The organism is uncultured Winogradskyella sp. (genome assembly GCF_947501905.1).
GTDB lineage: Bacteria > Bacteroidota > Bacteroidia > Flavobacteriales > Flavobacteriaceae > Winogradskyella.
In genome coordinates this window covers 86,928-107,574 of the sequence record NZ_CANMXL010000002.1, presented here as the reverse complement: position 1 = coordinate 107,574, position 20,647 = coordinate 86,928, and the positions used below count along the sequence as shown (strand labels likewise).

General features: G+C 34.1%; 18 protein-coding genes. 14 read left to right on the top strand and 4 right to left on the bottom strand.

Annotated elements, in window-relative coordinates:
- The first annotated feature begins 313 nt into the window (after positions 1-313).
- From Q0770_RS04090 to Q0770_RS04080, 3 genes are all read left to right on the top strand, one after another.
- A complete protein-coding gene (locus Q0770_RS04090; protein WP_299114290.1) occupies positions 314-700 on the top strand; it encodes a MotA/TolQ/ExbB proton channel family protein in 387 nt (128 codons plus the stop codon).
- 18 nt (positions 701-718) lie between these two features.
- Positions 719-1,378, top strand: a complete 660-nt coding sequence (locus Q0770_RS04085; RefSeq protein ID WP_299114288.1) for a hypothetical protein — start codon at positions 719-721, stop codon at positions 1,376-1,378.
- A 190-nt stretch (positions 1,379-1,568) separates the two neighbouring features.
- Positions 1,569-1,976 carry a DUF2721 domain-containing protein gene (locus Q0770_RS04080; RefSeq protein WP_299114286.1) on the top strand — a complete coding sequence of 136 codons (408 nt, stop codon included), beginning with the start codon at positions 1,569-1,571 and terminating at the stop codon, positions 1,974-1,976.
- Positions 1,977-1,984: 8 nt separating this feature from the next.
- Here the strand turns inward: Q0770_RS04080 and Q0770_RS04075 are convergent, their stop codons facing one another.
- Positions 1,985-3,340 (bottom strand): DEAD/DEAH box helicase, encoded by a 1,356-nt coding sequence (locus Q0770_RS04075; protein WP_299114284.1) that lies wholly within the window; start codon positions 3,338-3,340, stop codon positions 1,985-1,987.
- Between the two features lie 108 nt (positions 3,341-3,448).
- Here Q0770_RS04075 and Q0770_RS04070 point away from each other — a divergent pair, with 108 nt between their 5' ends.
- The 6 genes from Q0770_RS04070 (at position 3,449) to Q0770_RS04045 (ending at position 12,476) form a co-directional block, all read left to right on the top strand.
- A complete protein-coding gene (locus Q0770_RS04070) occupies positions 3,449-4,765 on the top strand; it encodes an anthranilate synthase component I family protein (protein ID WP_299114282.1) in 1,317 nt (438 codons plus the stop codon).
- Positions 4,766-4,782: 17 nt separating this feature from the next.
- Complete coding sequence (gene tilS / locus Q0770_RS04065; RefSeq protein WP_299114280.1) at positions 4,783-6,096, top strand: tRNA lysidine(34) synthetase TilS; 1,314 nt, start codon at positions 4,783-4,785, stop codon at positions 6,094-6,096.
- A 44-nt stretch (positions 6,097-6,140) separates the two neighbouring features.
- The gene (gene ade, locus Q0770_RS04060) at positions 6,141-7,781 is read left to right on the top strand and encodes an adenine deaminase (RefSeq protein WP_299114278.1); all 1,641 of its coding nucleotides are present in this window, start codon (positions 6,141-6,143) and stop codon (positions 7,779-7,781) included.
- A gap of 160 nt (positions 7,782-7,941) precedes the next feature.
- A complete protein-coding gene (locus tag Q0770_RS04055; protein ID WP_299114276.1) occupies positions 7,942-9,825 on the top strand; it encodes a CocE/NonD family hydrolase in 1,884 nt (627 codons plus the stop codon).
- A gap of 11 nt (positions 9,826-9,836) precedes the next feature.
- On the top strand, positions 9,837-10,796 hold the full coding sequence (locus tag Q0770_RS04050) for a YheT family hydrolase (RefSeq protein ID WP_299114275.1): 960 nt from the start codon (positions 9,837-9,839) through the stop codon (positions 10,794-10,796).
- Between the two features lie 141 nt (positions 10,797-10,937).
- Complete coding sequence (locus Q0770_RS04045; RefSeq protein WP_299114273.1) at positions 10,938-12,476, top strand: YifB family Mg chelatase-like AAA ATPase; 1,539 nt, start codon at positions 10,938-10,940, stop codon at positions 12,474-12,476.
- 4 nt (positions 12,477-12,480) lie between these two features.
- On the opposite strand, the gene Q0770_RS04040 is transcribed toward Q0770_RS04045, so the two are convergent.
- A complete protein-coding gene (locus Q0770_RS04040) occupies positions 12,481-14,634 on the bottom strand; it encodes a hypothetical protein (protein ID WP_299114271.1) in 2,154 nt (717 codons plus the stop codon).
- Between the two features lie 106 nt (positions 14,635-14,740).
- On the opposite strand from Q0770_RS04040, the gene Q0770_RS04035 reads away from it, so the two are divergent.
- From Q0770_RS04035 to Q0770_RS04015, 5 genes are read left to right on the top strand one after another with little or no spacing between them, the layout of a single operon-like run.
- Positions 14,741-15,850: a DUF2891 domain-containing protein gene (locus tag Q0770_RS04035; RefSeq protein WP_299114269.1), complete on the top strand. Its 1,110-nt coding sequence runs from the start codon at positions 14,741-14,743 to the stop codon at positions 15,848-15,850.
- 2 nt (positions 15,851-15,852) lie between these two features.
- The gene (locus Q0770_RS04030; RefSeq protein WP_370454713.1) at positions 15,853-17,076 is read left to right on the top strand and encodes an Nramp family divalent metal transporter; all 1,224 of its coding nucleotides are present in this window, start codon (positions 15,853-15,855) and stop codon (positions 17,074-17,076) included.
- Complete coding sequence (pxpA, locus tag Q0770_RS04025; protein ID WP_299114267.1) at positions 17,066-17,809, top strand: 5-oxoprolinase subunit PxpA; 744 nt, start codon at positions 17,066-17,068, stop codon at positions 17,807-17,809. The genes Q0770_RS04030 and pxpA overlap by 11 nt, the downstream gene beginning before the upstream one ends.
- A gap of 6 nt (positions 17,810-17,815) precedes the next feature.
- Entirely contained in the window at positions 17,816-18,541 is a 726-nt protein-coding gene (gene pxpB / locus Q0770_RS04020) for a 5-oxoprolinase subunit PxpB (RefSeq protein ID WP_299114265.1), read from the top strand.
- Positions 18,541-19,395, top strand: a complete 855-nt coding sequence (locus tag Q0770_RS04015; protein WP_299114263.1) for a biotin-dependent carboxyltransferase family protein — start codon at positions 18,541-18,543, stop codon at positions 19,393-19,395. Before pxpB ends, Q0770_RS04015 begins: the two co-directional genes overlap by 1 nt.
- A gap of 20 nt (positions 19,396-19,415) precedes the next feature.
- Here the strand turns inward: Q0770_RS04015 and Q0770_RS04010 are convergent, their stop codons facing one another.
- Both Q0770_RS04010 and Q0770_RS04005 read right to left on the bottom strand, forming a co-directional pair.
- Positions 19,416-20,144, bottom strand: coding sequence for an RluA family pseudouridine synthase (locus Q0770_RS04010; protein ID WP_299114261.1), 729 nt, complete (start codon positions 20,142-20,144; stop codon positions 19,416-19,418).
- On the bottom strand, positions 20,144-20,647 hold the full coding sequence (locus Q0770_RS04005) for a cupin domain-containing protein (protein ID WP_299114259.1): 504 nt from the start codon (positions 20,645-20,647) through the stop codon (positions 20,144-20,146). Before Q0770_RS04005 ends, Q0770_RS04010 begins: the two co-directional genes overlap by 1 nt.

Here is a 20,647-nt window from a genome sequence, read left to right as displayed (position 1 = left end):
AAAAATATTACTATCAACAGTATTGTCTGCACTAAAAATAAGCGTAAAGAAAAAAAGCACAGCACACCAAAATAGAAAGTGGAGTAGTAGCTGTTTTATGTAATGCCTTTTTGTTCTCAATTTGATGTAATATGCTACAATAATAGTTCATTTTTAGATGCTGATGTTATTTTGTAGACGAATGACGGATTTAGTACTTGTTTTAACATCGGTGTTAAATCCCTCACGAAAATGGTCATTGGTCGCATTCTACTTTTTTTAGTCAGAATAGAAAGTATGTTTGTTTTAAGTTTAATCAAAAACACTAACACTTATGTTTAAAAATTATTTATTAGTCGGTCGTCTCGAAGAAGGAGGATCAGGAATGTACTTTATTTTAATTGCCTTTTTATTAGCGTTATTTTTTATAATAATGGCTTTTGTAAAAAAGAATAAAAGCCTCGAAACATCTAATAAGATGATTGGGTTAGCTGCGGAATCTAGTTTGGTAGCTTTAGTCATTGGTTGCTTGTCTTCCGTTATAGGTATTATTACATTATTTGATATGTTAGAAGCTATTGGAGACGCAAGACCAGATTTAGTGGCTGCTGGTATTAAGGTGTCTTTATTAACTATTACTTTTGGTTTATTTGCTTTTACGATAGCAAGAATTGGGATTTTAATCTATAAATGGAGTTTGAATTTGGAAAGTAATAAGTAATACATAAAATTAAAACGTATGAAATTCAATCTAAAAAGAAGAAAACAGTTGCAACACCTAGTAGCTATTTCAATTTTCTCTGCAGGTCTTTTATGTGTTTCTTGTAAAGAAATAGTTGACTCTTCAGAGAATGAAGAAAGTGAATTGATAATGAAAATTAATGCTGTCCAACAACAAGTGATGGCGCAAGGAAATATAACAGAAGATGAAGAACTGGCAATATTAAGTTTATGCAATATTATGTCAGTTGATGACGGTTTAGGAAATTTTAGTCCTGATGATAGAATGGTTTTAAAAGATTCAGACATTGCACCTGTATACAATGGCTGTGAGGAGCTTTCTAAAGAAGGCACAATGACGTGTTTTAATACCAAAGTATCGGCATTTATAGAGCGAGAGTTTAACTTGAGCATCTCTAAAAGTTTAAATATTTCAGAACCAAAACAGGTAGATGCCTTTTTTATAATCGACGAAAACGGAAAACTGAATGGTATGAAAATTAGAGATTCAGAAGTCATCATTCAATCAGAAATCATGAGAGTGCTTAAAAAATTACCTGTCATGAAACCTGCTATTCACAATGGAACAAATGTTGCTGTATTGTGCTCCATGATAGTAAAATACGGAAATGATATTGAAATTGAGATGACTTACATTCCTGAAAGACCAAATAATTAAAAGTAGAATCACTAATAATAGTGATGTTTTAAATAACAGTTGCAACAATTTTGGATATTATGTTTTCTCTTACTTTTGCATATGGCGGTTATTAAGTCTAAAATCAATCATTTAAAAAGCGAACTGGTCACTGAGCTTGTCGAAGTGTAGTTCGCTTTTTTTATCTTTAGAGGTAATTAAAAAATAGCTTTTGGAAGAACTTACACTAACCACACCAGCACTTTTATTTTCAGCAATATCTTTAATAATGCTAGCATACACCAATAGATTTTTGGCATATGCTGCAGTAATTAGAAACTTAAGAGATAAATACTTACAACGCAAAGAAGCGTCTTTGATACGACAAATTAACAATCTAAAACTGAGATTAAACTTGACGCGCCAGATGCAAATATTTGGTATTACCAGCTTATTGTTTTGCGTGTTAACTATGTTTTTAATTTATATAGATTATCATGTAATAGCTGTTTGGGTATTTGGGTTGGCATTACTATTACTTATAATTTCTTTGGCCTTTTTAATATGGGAAATTCAAATTTCATCTAAGGCACTTAAACATCACCTTAGTGATATAGAAGAGGATTTAAAGCAACGATAATACCTTGATTATTTACGTTTCTTATTACGCTTATTATAATTCTTATCACCGCGAGTTTTTGGCTTCTTATATTTTTTTGCGATTTCACGACGGTATGAGCCACCAAGATTAACTTTCTGGTTTTTCTCTTTCTTTTCATGAAACGCTGGTCCAGGAACATCGTCACCAGCTCGTTTTGTAGGATTGTAACGTTCCTTTATAACCTCGCGCTCTTCTTCGATGAGTTCTTTTGAGATTTCAATGTAGTGAGGAATTTCCAGCGTTTCAATCTGCATTTGCATCAGCTCTTCAATCCGCTCACGAGATTCTTGTTCCTTTTCTGTTGATAATAGTATAGTATTTCCTTTGCGTTCAGCACGACCAGTTCTACCAATACGGTGCATGTAGTTTTCAGGATAATCTGGCGTATCAAAATTAATGACATGAGAAACATCATCAATATCTAAACCACGTGCCATAACATCTGTAGCTACCAAAAGACGATGTTCGCCTTCACGGAATTGCTCTATACTACGCAATCTATAATTCTGCGTTTTGTTAGAATGAATCACACAGGTTTGGCTAGGAAATAATTCTTCCAACCTATCAAACAAGCGGTCAGCCATACGCTTGTAGGCTACAAAAATTAGCACTCGAGAGTAGGTGTCTTTATCAGAGAGTAAATCTTCCAATAAATTTACTTTGGTGTAAAAATTTGGAACATCGTATCGCTGTTGTGTAATATTCTCTAATGGTGTACCAGAAACAGCAATAGATATCTTAGTTGGGTTGATAAAGAAATCTGTAATCAAGTCGTCAACATCAGTTGTCATAGTAGCAGAGAACATAATGTTTTGTCTTCGCTCAGGTAGAATATCAAAAATATTCATCAGTTGATGTCTAAAACCTAAGTCTAGCATCACATCAACTTCATCAATCACTAATTTCTGTATCGATTTTAATTGCAACACGCGACTTACAGCCAAATCATATAAGCGTCCTGGTGTAGCTACTAAAATGTCTAGACCTTGAGCAACAGCTTGTTTTTGGGTATTAATATTTGTGCCTCCATAAACGCCAAGCACACGATTATTAATATATTTTGATAGTTTTTCAATTTCATTTACGACTTGTACAACTAGCTCACGAGTCGGTACTAAAACTAAAACACGTGGATTTTCTTGACGCGAATATTTTAAATTCTTAAGAATAGGCAACATATATGCATATGTCTTACCAGTACCAGTTTGCGCAATACCAACGACATCTTTGCCAGAAGCAACAACATTAAACGATTCTGCCTGAATAGGTGTTGGTGTTTCAAAACCCAAATCGTCTAAGGCATTATATAGTGGCGTGTTTAAATTTAAATCTCTAAAAGTCACAATCTTAATTTATGGCACAAAGATAGGGTTTCATAATTAGTAGACTAAGGATAGTTAAGGTTTCATTTGGTGCTTAAATTTTGGTATTTTGCGGTAATTATTTTTCTATTGAGAACAAGTAAAATCCATCAACCAGAATCCATTGAAAACTTTAAGCAGCAGTTATTGTTTTGGGCGCAACAATTCGATGATGTGGTTTGGTTAGACTCTAATAATCATAACGAAAAATACAGTACTTACGATGCAGTTTTAGCTGTTGATGCTTTTACCTCGATTAAGACCGATTATATTAATGCTTTTGATAAACTTAGCGAATATCAATCTATGACTAAAGATTGGTTGTTTGGTTATTTAACTTACGATTTAAAGAATGATGTTGAAGTATTAACTTCTAATAATTTTGATGGATTACAATTCCCTGATTTGTATTTCTTTCAACCAAAGAAGCTCTTTTTAATTAAGGGTAATAAAGTTGAAGTACAATATCTACGAATGGTTGATGATGAGATTAAAGAAGATTTAAAAAGTATTCAGAATGCAAATAAATCGTTAAATGTCATTTCGAACGAAGGTGAGAAATCTCATAGTAGTGAGCACATTCGGATAAAGCTTCGCATCACAAAAGACGACTACTTTAAAAAAGTAGAAAAAATGCTGGCTCATATTTATCGTGGAGATATTTATGAAGCTAATTTTTGTCAGGAATTTTATGCAGAAGACACCGAGATCCAACCCATAGAAACTTTTAATAAACTTAATGAAATATCCAAGCCACCATTTGCAACTTTCTTAAAAACGGATGATAAATATTTACTGTCTGCCTCTCCAGAGCGCTATCTTAAAAAAGAAGGTTCAAAAGTAATTTCTCAACCAATTAAGGGTACTGCAAAAAGGTCAGTCAATAAAACTGAAGATGAGCAATTGGCAAAAGCATTAGCTCTAGATGAAAAAGAGCGTAGCGAAAACATTATGATTGTTGATTTAGTACGTAATGATTTATCACATACCGCAAAAAAAGGAAGTGTTAAAGTGGATGAGTTGTGTAAAGTATATTCATTTTTGCAAGTGCATCAAATGATTTCTACCGTGGTTTCTGAAGTTAAAGACAATGTTACTCCAGCCGAATTATTGAGAACCACTTTCCCGATGGGAAGCATGACAGGTGCTCCAAAGATTTCCGCCATGCAAATTATAGAGGATTTAGAAGAGACAAAGCGTGGTTTATATTCGGGGTCAGTTGGTCATTTTACACCTGAAGGCGATTTTGATTTCAATGTTATTATCAGAAGTATTCTCTACAACCAAACTCAAAAATATGTATCGTATTCCGTAGGTAGTGCCATTACAGCAAAGAGTAACCCACTAAAAGAATATGAAGAATGTCTCATTAAGGCAAAAGCTATGCGTGAGGTTTTGGAAAATTAAATCGATAACTTTGACACGTGTTTAAATCGTTTAGTCAACATATCAATCAGGAGTTATCATTCCTAAAAGAAAGTAAACTCATTGTCGCTATTTCTGGCGGAATAGATAGCGTCGTGTTGGCATATCTATGTAAGGATTTGGACTTTAATTTTGCTTTGGCACATTGTAATTTTTCACTCCGAGGAAATGAAAGCGATGCTGATGAAGATTTTGTTGTAAAGTTAGGTGAAGACATGAATGTTGAAGCCTTTACCCAGCGTTTTGATACAGAAATTTATGCCAAAGACAACAAAAGCTCTATCCAAATGGCGGCTCGAGAGCTGCGTTACGATTGGTTTGCCGAACTCGCCGAGCAATTAAAATTTGATTATATATTAACCGCTCATCACGCCGATGATAATCTGGAAACATTTCTTATCAATTTTACTCGTGGAACAGGGCTTAATGGCTTAACTGGTATTCCAATGATTAACGATAATGTTGTCCGTCCATTATTACCGTTTTCTCGTAAAACTATCGAAGCTTTTGCTCGAGAAAATAATATTGAATGGCGAGAAGATAGGAGTAACTCTTCTCGTAAGTATTTGCGAAATAAATTGCGTCACGAAGTGGTTCCCATTTTAAAGGAAATTAATCCACAATTATTAGATAGTTTTCAAAATACATTAGATAATTTGAATGATACCGCAGATATAGTTGAAGAAAGTTTAAATGCGGTCGCTAAACGTGCAATTGCGGGTGTTGATAATGATGCTATTTCTTTTGAAATTTCTGAGTTTTTAAAAGTTAATAACCCCAAAGCCTATTTGTTTGAAATGTTTAAAGACTATGGTTTCACTGAGTGGAATGACGTTGTTAACTTATTAGATGCTGAAACAGGTAAGTATGTACAATCCAATACGCATAAGCTCACTAAACATCGAGATTTGCTCATCTTGACCAATACTTATCATTCTGAACTTGTTTCAGAATCTCACCTGATTAACGATTTAAAACCGATAGAAACTTCATTAGGCATATTAACTTTTGAAGTTTTAAAAGAAGCTTCAAACAATTTAGAAAGTTGCATTTTTGTTGATAAAGAAAAGCTTGAATTTCCTTTAGAATTGAGACTTTGGGGAACAGGAGATGTTTTTCAACCCTTAGGAATGAAAGGCAGTAAAAAAATCAGTAAATATCTCAAGGACGAAAAGTTAACACCTTCTCAAAAAGAAAACACATGGGTTTTAACTTCTAATCATAAAATCGTTTGGGTAGTTAATAAGCGTGCAGATGAGCGATTTAAAGTTGATGAACGCACTACACAAATTTTAAAAATAGAATTACAATAAATAATGCAATGTCACTTCGAGCACAGTCGAGAAGTCTTAAATATATGAAAGTATTAAAAGGAAACATCGTAGATATCCAAAACCGAAACACTTTTAAAGGAGAAATCATTATTGAAAATGGAAAGATCAGTTCAATAACAGAAAAAGACTGCAAAGAGAATCATTTTATACTTCCAGGATTTGTTGATGCTCATATTCATATAGAGAGTTCTATGTTGGTGCCATCTGAGTTTGCAAAAATCGCAGTAAAACACGGCACAATTGCAACAGTATCTGACCCACATGAAATCGCTAATGTGCTTGGAGTTAAAGGTGTGGAATTTATGATAGAAAATGGCAAAAAAACATCTTTTAAATTCAATTTTGGAGCGCCAAGCTGTGTGCCAGCTACACCTTTTGAATCGGCAGGAGCAGTTATAGATTCCGAAGACATAAAAACTTTACTGTCTAATCCAGATATTAAATATTTGGCGGAGATGATGAATTATCCTGGCGTCATTTATGACGATGCAGAAGTGCATAAAAAAATAGAATGGGCAAAACATTTTAATAAGCCAGTTGATGGTCATGCGCCAGGTTTACGAGGTAAGGATTTAGACAAATACATTTCAGCAGGAATTTCTACAGACCACGAATGTTTTACTTATGATGAAGCTCTAGAAAAGCTTCAAAAAGGTATGAAAGTGATTATTCGCGAAGGAAGTGCAGCGAAGAATTTTGAAGCTTTAATCGATTTGTTGCCAGAGCATTTTGAGAATATGATGTTCTGTAGTGATGATAAGCACCCTGACGATTTATTACTAGGTCATATCAATCAACTCGCAGAAAGAGCTGTTGCAAAAAGCATTGATGTATTTAAGGTGTTACAAGCTACTTGTATAAATCCAGTTGAACACTATAATTTAGATGTCGGTTTACTTCAAGTTGGAGACACAGCCGATTGCATTATTGTTGAAGATTTAAAAGCTTTTAAAACCCTTCAAACTTATATCAATGGAGAGTTAGTATTTGATAGTGGAGAATCTAAAATTGAACATGTCAATTTCGAAATTCTAAATAACTTTAATACAGACAAGAAAATAGTTTCCGATTTCAGATTTGAATCCGAAACTGACAAAATACGAGTTATTGAATGTTTGGATGGTGAATTGGTAACCAATAAAATCATTGAAGACACAACGATTATAAGCGGAAATCTAGTTTCAAATACAGAGACTGATATCTTAAAGATGACTGTGGTTAATCGTTATCATTCCGATAACTATCGGGATGAAAAGCCATCAATAGCGTTTATTAAAAACTTTGGGTTAAAAGAAGGTGCTATTGCATCTTCTGTAGGCCATGATTCTCATAATATTATTGCTGTTGGTGTTTCTGATGTAGCCATTTGTAAAGCTGTAAATTTATTGATAGAGCACAAAGGTGGTATTTGTGCTGTTTCTGATAGCTTTGAAAAAGTTGTTGCGCTTCCAGTAGCTGGTATTATGAGTGACCAAAATGCCGAAACTATTGGAAAACAATACTCTGAACTGGATAAAATGGCAAAAGATTTAGGAAGCAAGCTTCATGCACCTTACATGAGTTTGTCTTTTATGGCCTTACTGGTTATTCCGTCTTTAAAATTAGGGGATAAAGGTCTGTTTGACGGAAATTCGTTTCAGTTCACGCCGTTAGAAGTTAAATAGTGTAGTCATGCTGAACCGTTGCATTGAGCTTTCCTGTGCTGAGCATAGTCGAAGTATCGAAGTGTTGTTTCGGTTTATAAAATCCTAAAGGTTTCTAAATGATTACTTAAAAAATCAAATTTCAATTATCTTTAAGCTTGAAAAATAATAACCACCCACCATGATTAAAAGATTTTTACTCGTTGCTATAATGGCAACATTCATCTTCAGTTGTAAAGAAACTCAGCATCAAGCAACAGAAACTGACCAGACTGCCAAAATAGAGAATACTTTCGCTAAGGATAATTACACCAAGAAAGAGGTGATGATTACAATGAGAGATGGTATTAAGCTGCACACAACGATTTATTCACCTAAAGATACGTCTAAGTCTTACCCTATTTTAATGAAAAGAACACCATATAGTTGCAGACCGTATGGTGAAAATGAATTTCCGACTAAAGTAGGACCAAACAAATACCTTATGGAAAAAGGTAATATTATGGTATATCAAGATGTTCGTGGTCGTTGGAATAGTGAAGGCGTTTATGATAACATGCGTGCTTATATTCCTAATAAAACTGGGACACAAACTGATGAAGCTAGTGATACCTATGATACTATTGAATGGTTAGTTAATAATGTGGAAAACAACAATGGAAATGTTGGAACTTATGGTATTTCTTATCCAGGTTTTTATGCGACATATTCGCTTTTAGATTCGCATCCGGCATTAAAAGCCGTATCGCCACAAGCTTGTATTGGAGACTTTTTCTTTGATGATTTTATTCATAATGGTGCGTATTTATTGAGCTATTGGAGAGCTACGTCTGTATTTGGTTATATGAAAGACGAGCCAACAAAAGAATCTTGGTATAGCTTCCCGGATATCGGTACAGAAGACCAGTATCAGTTTTTCTTAGATAATATACCGCTAAGTAAATTAGATGATTATTACGGTGATGACAATGTGTTTATGACGCAATTAGAAGAGCATGTCAATTATGATGAGTTTTGGCAAAGCCGTGGAATTATTCAGCATTTAAAGAATATTAAGCCAGCAACAATGATTGTGGGCGGACAGTTTGATGCAGAAGATTTATACGGACCATACAATACCTATAAGAGTATTGAAGCCAATAGTGATAATTATAACACTATTGTTTTTGGACCATGGAGTCATGGAGATTGGGCTAGAACAAGTGAACGACAGGTGATTGGTAATGTTCATTTTGGAGATGGTTTGTCGGATTATTTCCAAAAAGATATTGAGACTAAATTTTTTAACCATTTCCTTAAAGGTGAAGCCAATGGAGAAACAGGATTGCCTGAAGCGCAAATGTTTAACACAGGAACAAAAGAATGGCAGTCATTTGCAAAGTGGCCACCTGAAAATGCGACTAAAGAAAGTTGGTTTCTGCAACCTAATGAGCGTTTAACACAACAAGCCACTCGTAATATAGCGACATCAGATTTTGTGAGTGACCCTAAAAAGCCTGTGCCGTACACAGAAGATATTAAAGTGGTATTCACACCAAGAAAATTTATGACAGACGACCAGCGTTTTGCATCTCGTCGTCCAGATGTATTAACCTTTGAAACTGAAGCTTTAGAAAACGATGTGACTTTAGCTGGAGATATTATGACTAAGCTAAATGTCTCAACAACTGGAACAGCAGCCGATTGGATTGTAAAAGTAGTAGATGTTTTTCCTGCTGATACAGAAAATACAGATGATGTACAAGACCATTTAAAATTAAGTAATTATCACATGATGGTTAGAAGTGAAGTGCTTCGAGGACGCTTTAGAAATAGTATGACAGACCCTGAACCTTTTGTGCCTAACCAAAAGACTGCGGTTAATTTAAAGCTGCAAGATGTATTTCATACCTTCAAAAAGGGTCATAAGATTCAAGTACAAGTACAGAGTACATTTTTCCCTTATATAGATGCTAATCCGCAAACCTATGTAGAGAACATCTTTAAGGCAAAAGAAGAAGACTTTAAAGCACAGACGCATAAGGTGTATAACGATTCTTCTATTGAGTTCACAATTTTGAAATAGTACAAGCTTAAATGCCAATTATAGAATCCACCTATAAACCACTCTTTTGGGCAAAGAGTGGTTTTGTGTCTACAGTTTTTTCTGGTTTAGCTAGAAAAGTGAAAGGTGTTCACCAAACACGTGAGCGGATTATGCTCCCAGATACCGATTTTTTAGATTTAGATTGGAGTTATGCCGAGAGTGAAACAAATAAAGTTATAATTCTACTTCACGGTCTCGAAGGTCATGCACAACGTCCATATTTAACTGGTGCAGCTAAACTATTCAATCAAAACGGAATTGATGCATGTGCTGTAAATTTTAGAGGCTGTAGTGGCGAACCAAATTTACTATACAGGAGTTACCACTCTGGAGCTACAGAGGATTTAGATGCTGTTGTTCAGCATATAATCTCTATGGGGAAATATGAGGAAATTTACATCAAAGGGATAAGCCTTGGCGCTAATATGGCGTTGAAGTATGTTGGTGAAGAACGTGAAGTTCCCAAAGAAATAAAGGCAGTTATTTCAATATCTGCGCCTTGCGATTTAAAAGGGTCTTGCGACGAGTTATTAAGTTTGAAAAACAAAGCGTACGCGATTCGGTTCTTAGACCATTTAAAACAAAAGTTAAAACCTAAATTAGAGCAGTTTCCGGATAAGATTTCGGTAGATGATTATAAGTCTATTAAAACCCTAATCGATTTTGACCATGTGTATACCTCAAGAGCTCATGGTTACAAAGATGCCTATGACTATTATGAGAAGGCAAGTAGTTTACAGTTTTTATCCAACATTAAAGTACCTACATTGTTAATTAATGCACTAAACGATTCCTTCCTGTCCTCAGGTTGTTTTCCTGTAAAAGAGGCTAAGGCTAATCCTAACCTCCATTTAGAAATGCCTAAATACGGCGGACATGTTGGGTTTATCCGAAAAGGAGAATTTTACTACAACGAAAAAAGAGCTTCGGAGTTTGTGAATAATATCTGATTTTGTCATTCTAAACCGCTGTACTGAGCTTTCATGTACTGAGCATAGTCGAAGTATCGTAGTGTTGTTTCAGAATATCACCATATTTAAGAGCTTTGCTTTAGTGAAAATTCTTTCATAGTTTTAATACAAATTAATTCTATGCTCAAAAAAGTTTTCGCCTCTGCTGTTTTTGGTGTTGAAGCTTCAACAATTACTGTTGAGGTAAATGTAGATAAAGGTGTTGGTTATCACTTGGTAGGCTTGCCAGATAATGCCATTAAGGAAAGTAATTATCGTATTGCCGCAGCGCTTCAGAATAACGGTTATAGAATTCCAGGTAAAAAGATTACCATAAACATGGCTCCTGCCGATTTGCGTAAAGAGGGCTCAGCGTACGACCTCACTTTAGCTATCGGTATTTTATCAGCTTCAGGACAAATTAAGGCAGAAGATCTAGAAGATTACCTCATTATGGGCGAATTGTCTCTTGATGGTTCTCTTCAACCCATAAAAGGTGCTTTGCCAATTGCTGTTAAAGCTAGAGAGGAAGGGTTTAAAGGTTTTATTCTGCCCAATCAAAATGCTAAAGAAGCAGCTATTGTTAATGATTTAAAAGTCTTTGGCGTTGATAATATTACCCAAGTCATCAATCATTTTGATAAAGGCGAGCAACTTGAGCAAACTATTATTAATACACGTGAAGAGTTTTATAAAAATCTAGATTTCCCAGAATTTGACTTTGCAGATGTCAAAGGTCAAGAAAGTATTAAACGTTGCATGGAAATTGCTGCAGCTGGTGGTCATAACATTATTTTAATTGGGCCTCCAGGTTCTGGTAAAACCATGTTAGCAAAACGTCTACCAAGTATTTTGCCGCCAATGACTTTACATGAAGCTTTAGAAACCACAAAAATACATTCCGTTGTTGGCAGAGTTAAAGCCCATGCTGGATTAATGGCACAGCGGCCGTTTCGTTCTCCACATCACACTATATCAAATGTGGCTTTAGTTGGTGGTGGAAGTTATCCGCAACCAGGTGAGATTTCCTTATCACATAATGGTGTTTTATTCTTGGATGAATTACCAGAGTTTAAGCGTGAGGTTTTGGAAGTGATGCGTCAACCTTTGGAAGATAGAGAAGTCACGATTTCGCGTGCAAAATTCACTGTAACCTATCCAAGTTCTTTCATGTTGGTAGCAAGTATGAATCCGAGTCCAAGTGGTTATTTTAATGACCCAGATGCACCAGTAACATCATCTCCAGCAGAAATGCAACGCTATATGGGTAAAATATCTGGACCATTATTAGATCGTATAGACATTCATATCGAAGTGACACCTGTCCCTTTTGAGAAGCTATCCGATGAACGAAAAGGCGAGTCTTCTGTAGAGATTAGAAAGCGTGTAACTGCGGCTCGAGAAATTCAGACACAACGCTTCAAAGACTTAGAAAATGTGCATTATAATGCGCAAATGAATACCAAACAAATCCGTGACTATTGTAAGTTAGATGACGCTTCGCTTCAGTTGTTAAAATCTGCTATGGAGCGTTTAAATCTGTCAGCTAGGGCCTATGACAGAATTCTAAAAGTGTCAAGAACTATTGCTGATTTAGAAGGTTCTAATAATGTAACGGGTACACATATTAGTGAGGCTATTCAGTACCGTAGTTTGGACCGTGATGGTTGGTTAGGGTAATGTATTACTCGTCTTTTAATAAATAATTATTATTAGCCATAAGTTTATTCCATCTGCCAGTTTCATTTTCATAACTGTAAACGGCTGATGCTAATTTTCCAGACTCCGTAACTTCAAAAGCGTACTGAGTTCCATAGCGCGATAATGAAATATAGCGGTCTTCAGAAATTGGATATAGGTGTAGTTTTGGAAGACCTTCACGTTCATAATAGAGCTTTTTATCTTCTACCCAAAAATGTCTAGCACTATAATTCCCAGTAATTTTTGAATATTGTTTTTGCAGCTCTTCATCAGTTATTGACTTTGTATATTCTATATGTTGCAGTGCTAATTTTAAGAAATAGTGTTTTGGGAACTTTTCTATGGCAGTCTTGTACAGTTTTTCAGCATTTCCCAAATCATTATTACTCAATGCTTCTTCAGCATTTTTTATAGTACTATCGTATTTCCAATAGTAAAAGTCATTTTTAGTATTGTAATTGTACTCCGTATTTTTTGATGCATAGAAAATACCCGTATCATCCTCTAGAAACTCATTTATGATAACACTACGATATACATAGCTCCCGAGCATTAACTTGTTATCGTCAGCCAAAATTGGAGCACTTAACTCTTGATTAGACACATAAGACAATATTTTATCATCATCAATCCAATACTCGTATTCTTGTTCTGATATTTGAGAACGATATTTACCAACGAATTTCTCTAAACGCTTTTTAGTTGCCTCGTTATTAGATAAGTAATCAATAACTGAATCCACAGGCGTAGTGAAGTTCTTCCAATCTGGATTGAGAAGCTTAGTGCGTTCTTGTGTTTTTTTAGCAGCTTTAATATCTCCTTTGAGCAACTGAGGTCTGATTTTAAAAGAAGAAAGCCCTTGATTATTGGGTTGAACAAGCTCTAGGTTTGTAATAGCATTAATAACTTTATCATAATTACCTGCGACAATACTAGCATTTATAAGGTTAGATCCATTGGTGATACTTCTGTTTTTGTCAAAACGCTCTTGGCAGTATTCTGCATATGCATCGACTTGTTTTGTCTCTCCATAAACGGCGTACAAAAGCCTATTGTATATTTCATCACTTGGGTCAATTTCTAGTTGAAGCTTTAATAGTTTTTCGGCCATATCCCATTCTTCATAGGCAATGTGTCTTAGAATCCTTATTTGTAGTTGGCGTTGTAACGGGAGTTTTCCACTATATTTATAGGCTTGATTAATCAATTTTTTTTCACCTTCTTCACCATAACTAAAGCGAATACTTCTTTGAGCATTTTCAAAATAAGATATAGCAAAAGCAGGGTCTAATTCTTGAGCTCTGTAATAATCTCTATTAATATGTGCTTTTATAGCTTCAAGTGAACTGCTGTAAAACTCACTAAGGTTTAAGTCAATATAAAGGTCTCTTTTTACTTCTGTAAGTCCAATATTGTCTTTAATAAACACGCTAGCATCATCTAAAAGATTTAATAGATTATTGCCTTCAAATGTTTTCTCAGAAAGTATTTTGCCGTTTTTAGCATTCCTGATTGTTGGAGTTACTTTGTATGTTTCTCCAACAACCTCATAAGTGCCATCAACATAATAATCGTTAAAAATCCGTGATTCTGTTACCTTATTTACAGTACCATTAGAGTCCGAGGTAAAAACAGAAAGCGTTTTGTCTTGTAATAAATCTTGATATAATAGCTCTTGGATGCCCTCTTTGAGCCAGGTATTAGCAGTGTCTTTTATTTTTGGTTCAAATTCATAAATAGGCAATCCAATCCTAAATTCTTCTTTTGTGATGAGTTGTGTTTCTAAATTGCCAGTATCATTTGTATAGCTAATTTCTTTAGTTGTGGCTCCTAAGTCGCTACTGCCAAAACCAAAATAGGTAATTACTGCTAATAGTATAATGTTAAGCGGAAAGATGATTTTTTCGCGAAGTTTTAATATCCCTTCATTTATTCGATCTTGATGATAAAAATAAATTAATAATGAAGGAATCACACCGACAAATATCCAGAGTAGTAAGTCTACCCAATTGGGTGATATATCGTAACGATTTAATATCCAGTCAATAAATTGTAAAAATGTCCATGCGGCAACTAGGTAAGCTGCCAAAAACTGAAGTGTTTTAATCCACTTTTTTTTACGTTTTTCTTCTCCCATTTATTGTAAATACTCAATTTAAATTGAAAGATAAATAATATATATGAAAACCAATACCATGTAAATTGTATTTTTGAGAAGACCTATCTAAAAATTAATATCACTAATGAAAAATGTCTATATAGTTTTTTTGTTTCTCTTGATGACGAGTTGCAATACTAAAGAAAACACTCAAGTTGAAATTTCTGATGAGATTGAGGTTAAATTAGAAAAAGTCCCAAAATTAAACCTTGAAGAAGCTAATCGTTTAGCTGAATTACCTCTAGCTTGTGTAGGTACAGAATATCCTAATCGTTTAGGACAAACTTTAGGAGGTGATAAAGATTTAAAGTCACCACAGGAGTTGCATCCTACATTTTATGGTTGTTTTGATTGGCATTCTGCGGTACATGGACACTGGAGCTTGGTAAGTTTGTTGCGTCAATTTCCAGATTTAGAAAGAGCTAATGAAATTGAAGCTTGGTTGCTTAATAGTATTTCTAAAGATAATATTGAAAAAGAAGTCGCCTATTTTGATGATAAAAATAATAAGTCCTTTGAACGCACCTACGGTTGGGCATGGGTTTTAAAACTTGCTGAAGAATTAAACCAATGGGATAGTGATGTGGCAAGACAAGTTGAAGAAAATATGCAGCCTTTAACTGATTTAATAGTAGATAAATACATTGATTTTTTACCAAAATTAAATTACCCTATCCGAGTTGGAGAACACCCTAATACAGCATTTGGACTAAGTTTTGCCTATGATTATGCATTAACTTTGAATGAAACCGAATTAAAATTATTAATAGAAAAGCGTGCTCGTGACTTTTATTTTACTGATGTTGGTTGTCCGTTAGGTTGGGAGCCAAGTGGCTTTGATTTTTTATCACCTTGTTTAGAGGAAGCAGCTTTAATGAGACGCGTTTTGTCTATAGAAGAATTCAAACTATGGTTTGAAGAATTTTTACCTCAATTAAAAGAAGAAAACTTTAATCTTGAAGTCGGTCGTGTATCTGATAGAACTGATGGAAAGTTAGTGCATTTAGATGGTGTAAACTTCTCTCGTGCGTGGAGTTTGAATTATATATCTAAAGATTTGGAAGGCTATAAGCATATAAAAAACTTAGCGAATAAGCATATTAATAGTTCTTTACCAAGCATTGTCGGTGATAGTTATGAAGGTGGTCATTGGCTGGGTAGTTTCGCGATTTACGCACTAAATTCAATAGAATGATAATGAAGAATTTCTTCAAGAATATAGGTCCTGGACCATTAGTTGCTGCAGCTTTTATTGGGCCAGGAACAGTAACACTTTGTACTGTAGCTGGTGTTAACTTTGGCTACGCTTTGCTTTGGGCAATGACGCTATCAGTTATAGCGACCATAGTATTACAAGAAATGTCAGCAAGATTAGGAGTCATTACCCAAAAAGGATTATCGGAGACCATACGTGGAGAAATTAAAAGTCCAGCAGTAAGAATAGTAATTATAACTCTCATCTTATCTGCCATTGTCATAGGTAATGCAGCCTATGAAGCTGGAAATATTTCTGGAGGTGCATTAGGTGTAAAAACACTTTTTGGTACGCCAGAGTTTCAAATTTTTGATTTTAATATTGATGTGTGGCCTATTATAATTGGGTTTGTAGCCTTTGTAATCTTGTATATTGGTAATTACAAAGTTATCGAGCGTGCTTTAGTTTTTATGGTGATACTTATGAGCTTGGCTTTTTTGGTTACAGCAATAATAACGAAGCCAAATATCTTTGATGTGTTAAAAGGTATGGTTGTGCCACAATTTCCTGAAAAGAGTATTCTAACAATTATTGGCTTAATTGGTACAACTGTTGTGCCTTACAATATATTTCTTCACGCGTCTTTAGCAAAAACCAAGTGGAAGTCTGAAGACGATTTATCATTTGCAAGAAAAGACACAGTCATGGCTGTTGTATTAGGCGGTGTAGTCTCTATGTGTATCATTATTTCTGCATCAGCGGTTTCATTTCAAGATATTAATAATGCGTCAGATTTGGCATTAGGCCTGCAGCCATTATTTGGAGATTTTGCAAAATATTTCTTAGCTATTGGTTTGTTTTCTGCTGGTATTACAAGTGCAATTACGGCACCTTTAGCTGCTGCTTATGTGGCTTCTGGATGTTTGGGTTGGAAAAGCAATTTAAAATCTAAACGATTTAGATGGGTATGGATTTTTATTCTGTTCTTGGGTGTGTTATTCTCATCTATTGGGTTTAAGTCTATTGAAATCATAAAGTTTGCTCAAGTAGCCAATGGTTTATTATTACCCATAATTGCTGGTATTTTGATTTGGATTATGAATAAATCAAACATTCTTGGTAAGTATAAAAACTCTACGCTTCAGAATGTTTTAGGGTATTTTATATTAGGTATTACCATCTTCTTAGGAGTAAAAACAATTTTAAGCGTCTTTAATGTTATCTAATCTCAAAATAGATATCAATGCCGATGTTGGCGAAGGTCTAGGCAATGAAGCGAGTCTGATGCCCTACTTATCTTCTTGTAACATCGCTTGTGGCGGACATGCAGGTGATTTTAATACAATGAAATCTGTGGTAAGACTAGCTAAAGAACACCAAGTGAAGATAGGAGCGCACCCATCTTTTCCGGATAAATTAAATTTTGGGCGAATGGTGATGGAAATGTCAAATGATGATTTGTTTCATAGTTTGAAATCTCAAATAGAAAGCCTTTTAAAGATTGTCACTGATGAAAATTTAAAATTACATCATATAAAACCGCATGGTGCTTTATATAATTTGGCAGCAAAAGATTCTGAAACTGCTAAAGTAATTTTGAAAGTTATAAAGTCCTTTTCCTCATCAGTGAAATTATATGCACCTTATAAATCTGTTATTTCTAAACTTGCAAAACATGAAAATATTGAAGTTGTCTTTGAAGGTTTTGCAGACAGAAATTACAATGAAGATTTGTCTCTCGTTTCTCGTCAAAAAAATGAAGCTTTAATCACTAAAAAAGAAGATGTTTTTAAACATGTTATTAAGATGATTTCTGAACAAAAAGTCAGTACCATAAATGGAGTAGAAACAAAGCTATTTGCAGATACAATTTGTGTGCATGGCGATACGGAAAATGTTCAAGATATTTTAGAATATTTGCATCATAATTTAGAACTTAATAACGTTAGAATATTATAATTAATTTTGAAACACAATCTTAAATATAGGCAATTTAATGAACGTTCTATTTTAATAGAATGGCCATCAATTATTGATAAAAACATGCTTCACGATGTCCTAAATTTCAAAAATATATTACTCAATAATTATATTAAACTAAAAGTTTATGTAATCAACACATATAATTCAATATTAATTAGTTATCCATCTACTATTGAAGATGTCTATGGTGAAATTACACATCTAAAAACTATATATTCAAGCGTAGAGTCGCAAAATTCTATGAAATTGAAACTTTGGGAAGTTCCTGTTTGCTACGATGACGAATTTGGAACAGATTTGGAAACTTTATCGATTACTAAATCACTATCAAAATCTGAAATTATTCACCGGCATTCTCAACAAATATATACAGTTTTTTTTATTGGTTTTTTACCAGGTTTTTTATACTTGGGAGGCTTAGATAAATCATTGCATTTTGACCGAAAATTTATACCTAATTTAAACACCCAAAAAGGAGCTGTGGGTATAGGTGGAAATCAAACTGGAATTTACCCTCAAAATAGTCCAGGTGGTTGGCATATAATTGGCAATTCTCCAATCAGTTTTTTCAACTCAAAAAAAGAAAATCCATGCTTTGCTAAAGCAGGTGATAAAATAAAATTCCTACCTGTTTCTAGAGAAGAATATCATTCGATTTTGAAACAAGTAGCTTCAAATTCTTATAAACCTAAAAGCATTTCAATATAATGATTAAGGTTTTAAAATCAGGATTGTTTTCTACTATCCAAGATAAAGGTCGTTTTGGTTATGGAGCATTTGGTGTTCCAAAAAGCGGTACCATGGATTTATATTCTGCTAAATTGGCAAATACTTTGTTGGGTAATGCAGCAACTGATGCAGTGTTGGAAATCACAATGACTGGTCCTAAGCTCAAATTTGAAGTAGAAAGCTATATTGTTATCTGTGGAGCTGATATATCTCCATCTATTAATGGCGAAATGATTCAGAATAATAAAGTGTATAGTATTCTCAAAGGAGATATTATTGAATTTGGTAAACTAAAGTCAGGTTTACGCACTTATATGGCTGTTAAAGGCGGTTTTAAAACAGAGATAGTTCTTGGAAGCCAAAGTTATTACAAGCCAATCACAATAAATGATAGCATTACCAAAGGTGATGTATTATCTTTTAACGCGCTTACAACCAAATCTAAACCTTCAAAACTATTTTCTAAGCTGAAGCTTATTGATTTCTCATCAGAGATTATAAATGTGTTTAAAGGGCCAGAATTTGAATTATTATCTAATCTACAGAAAGATCAACTAAAGTCTGCACAGTTTATGGTTTCAAAGCTCTATAATCGTATGGCATATCAGCTTTCACCACTAATTAATAATGACTTAAAATCGATACTTACGGGTCCAGTTTTACCAGGAACAGTTCAGTTAACACCTTCAGGGCAATTAATTGTATTAATGCGTGATTGTCAAACAACAGGGGGTTACCCTAGAGTTCTACAATTAACCGAGTCGGCAATTAATTTGCTTAGTCAAAAAAAAGAGCGTGATATATTGACTTTTAATTTAATAGAGTTCCCTTAAATGATTCTATTTAGCATTAACTAATTGTGGTTGCTGGGCGGAGTCGAAACACAGGCATCCCAAAGCGGGTCCTTTGGTAGAGGTGCTTCAATGAAAATAGGTTCTTTTTTCACTGGATGTATAAACTCTAAAGTTCTAGCATGTAGACTAATACTTCCGTCTTTATTACTACGGTCAAAACCATATTTTAAGTCACCTTTTATAGGACATCCAATATTTGAAAGCTGTGTTCTTATTTGATGATGTCTTCCTGTTTCTAGATCAATACTTAACAGATAGAAATTATCTAGTGTTTTTATAACTTTATAGCTTAGTATTGCTTTTTTGCTGTTCTCTATTTCCTTTTTATAAGCAGTAGATTTATTGTTTTTAGGGTTTTTTCTAAGCCAATTCACCAAAGTGTCTTCGGTTTTTGGAGGTTGATTTTTTACTAAAGCCCAGTAAGTCTTATTGGCTTTTTTTTCAGCAAACAGTTTGTTTAATCGTGGTAAAGCTTTGCTGGTTTTGGCAAACATGACAATGCCAGTTGTAGGTCTGTCTAAGCGATGTACAACACCAAGATATACATTTCCTGGTTTATTATACTTTTCTGCAATGTATTTTTTTACGACATCACTTAAAGGCTTGTCTCCTGTTCTATCACCTTGAACAATATCGCCAGCACGTTTATTGACAACTATGATGTGGTTATCCTCATAGATAACTTGTAAATTGTCTTTATTTGATATTGTTTTTTTTTGATTAGACATTATTGTCTTGTAAACGCTTTTATAATGTCTCTATGTTGGGGAAACTTACTAGCGAGCATGTCATATGATGCCAAAGTAAAATCTTTAAAATCAAAACCAGGAGAAACCGTACATCCAACTAATCCAAAACTATTTGGATTCATAACTTTTGCGGCAAACCAACAGTTTTTAGGTACAACAACTTGTAAGGCTTCATTATTTAATACATCTCTTCCGACATTAACAGTATTTAATATTCCTTCTTCAGATATCATATGCAATTCTATGGCATCACCTAAATAAAAATGCCATATTTCATCTTGATTTATTTTATGAAATGCAGAAAAATCATCAGATTTTAATAGATAATAGATGCATGTAGAGTGATTTCTTTCACCTTGAAAAACTTCAGGAAGAGATGATTTAGATATAACACCTTTACTTCTATAAGTTTCTTTAAAAAAACCACCTTCAGGATGAGGTTGTAACTCAAGTTTTTGAATAATTTTTTCTAAAGTCCCCAT

Bases quoted from the DNA above. Each gene is read 5' to 3' on its own strand.
- Q0770_RS04040 (WP_299114271.1), bottom strand. From the start codon at position 14,634: ATGGGAGAAGAAAAACGTAAAAAAAAGTGGATTAAAACACTTCAGTTT.
- pxpA (WP_299114267.1), top strand. From the start codon at position 17,066: ATGTTATCTAATCTCAAAATAGATATCAATGCCGATGTTGGCGAAGGT.
- Q0770_RS04005 (WP_299114259.1), bottom strand. From the start codon at position 20,647: ATGGGGACTTTAGAAAAAATTATTCAAAAACTTGAGTTACAACCTCAT.
- Q0770_RS04055 (WP_299114276.1), top strand. From the start codon at position 7,942: ATGATTAAAAGATTTTTACTCGTTGCTATAATGGCAACATTCATCTTC.
- Q0770_RS04015 (WP_299114263.1), top strand. From the start codon at position 18,541: ATGATTAAGGTTTTAAAATCAGGATTGTTTTCTACTATCCAAGATAAA.
- Q0770_RS04085 (WP_299114288.1), top strand. From the start codon at position 719: ATGAAATTCAATCTAAAAAGAAGAAAACAGTTGCAACACCTAGTAGCT.
- Q0770_RS04030 (WP_370454713.1), top strand. From the start codon at position 15,853: ATGAAGAATTTCTTCAAGAATATAGGTCCTGGACCATTAGTTGCTGCA.
- ade (WP_299114278.1), top strand. From the start codon at position 6,141: ATGAAAGTATTAAAAGGAAACATCGTAGATATCCAAAACCGAAACACT.
- Q0770_RS04090 (WP_299114290.1), top strand. From the start codon at position 314: ATGTTTAAAAATTATTTATTAGTCGGTCGTCTCGAAGAAGGAGGATCA.
- Q0770_RS04035 (WP_299114269.1), top strand. From the start codon at position 14,741: ATGAAAAATGTCTATATAGTTTTTTTGTTTCTCTTGATGACGAGTTGC.
- Q0770_RS04045 (WP_299114273.1), top strand. From the start codon at position 10,938: ATGCTCAAAAAAGTTTTCGCCTCTGCTGTTTTTGGTGTTGAAGCTTCA.
- Q0770_RS04050 (WP_299114275.1), top strand. From the start codon at position 9,837: ATGCCAATTATAGAATCCACCTATAAACCACTCTTTTGGGCAAAGAGT.
- Q0770_RS04010 (WP_299114261.1), bottom strand. From the start codon at position 20,144: ATGTCTAATCAAAAAAAAACAATATCAAATAAAGACAATTTACAAGTT.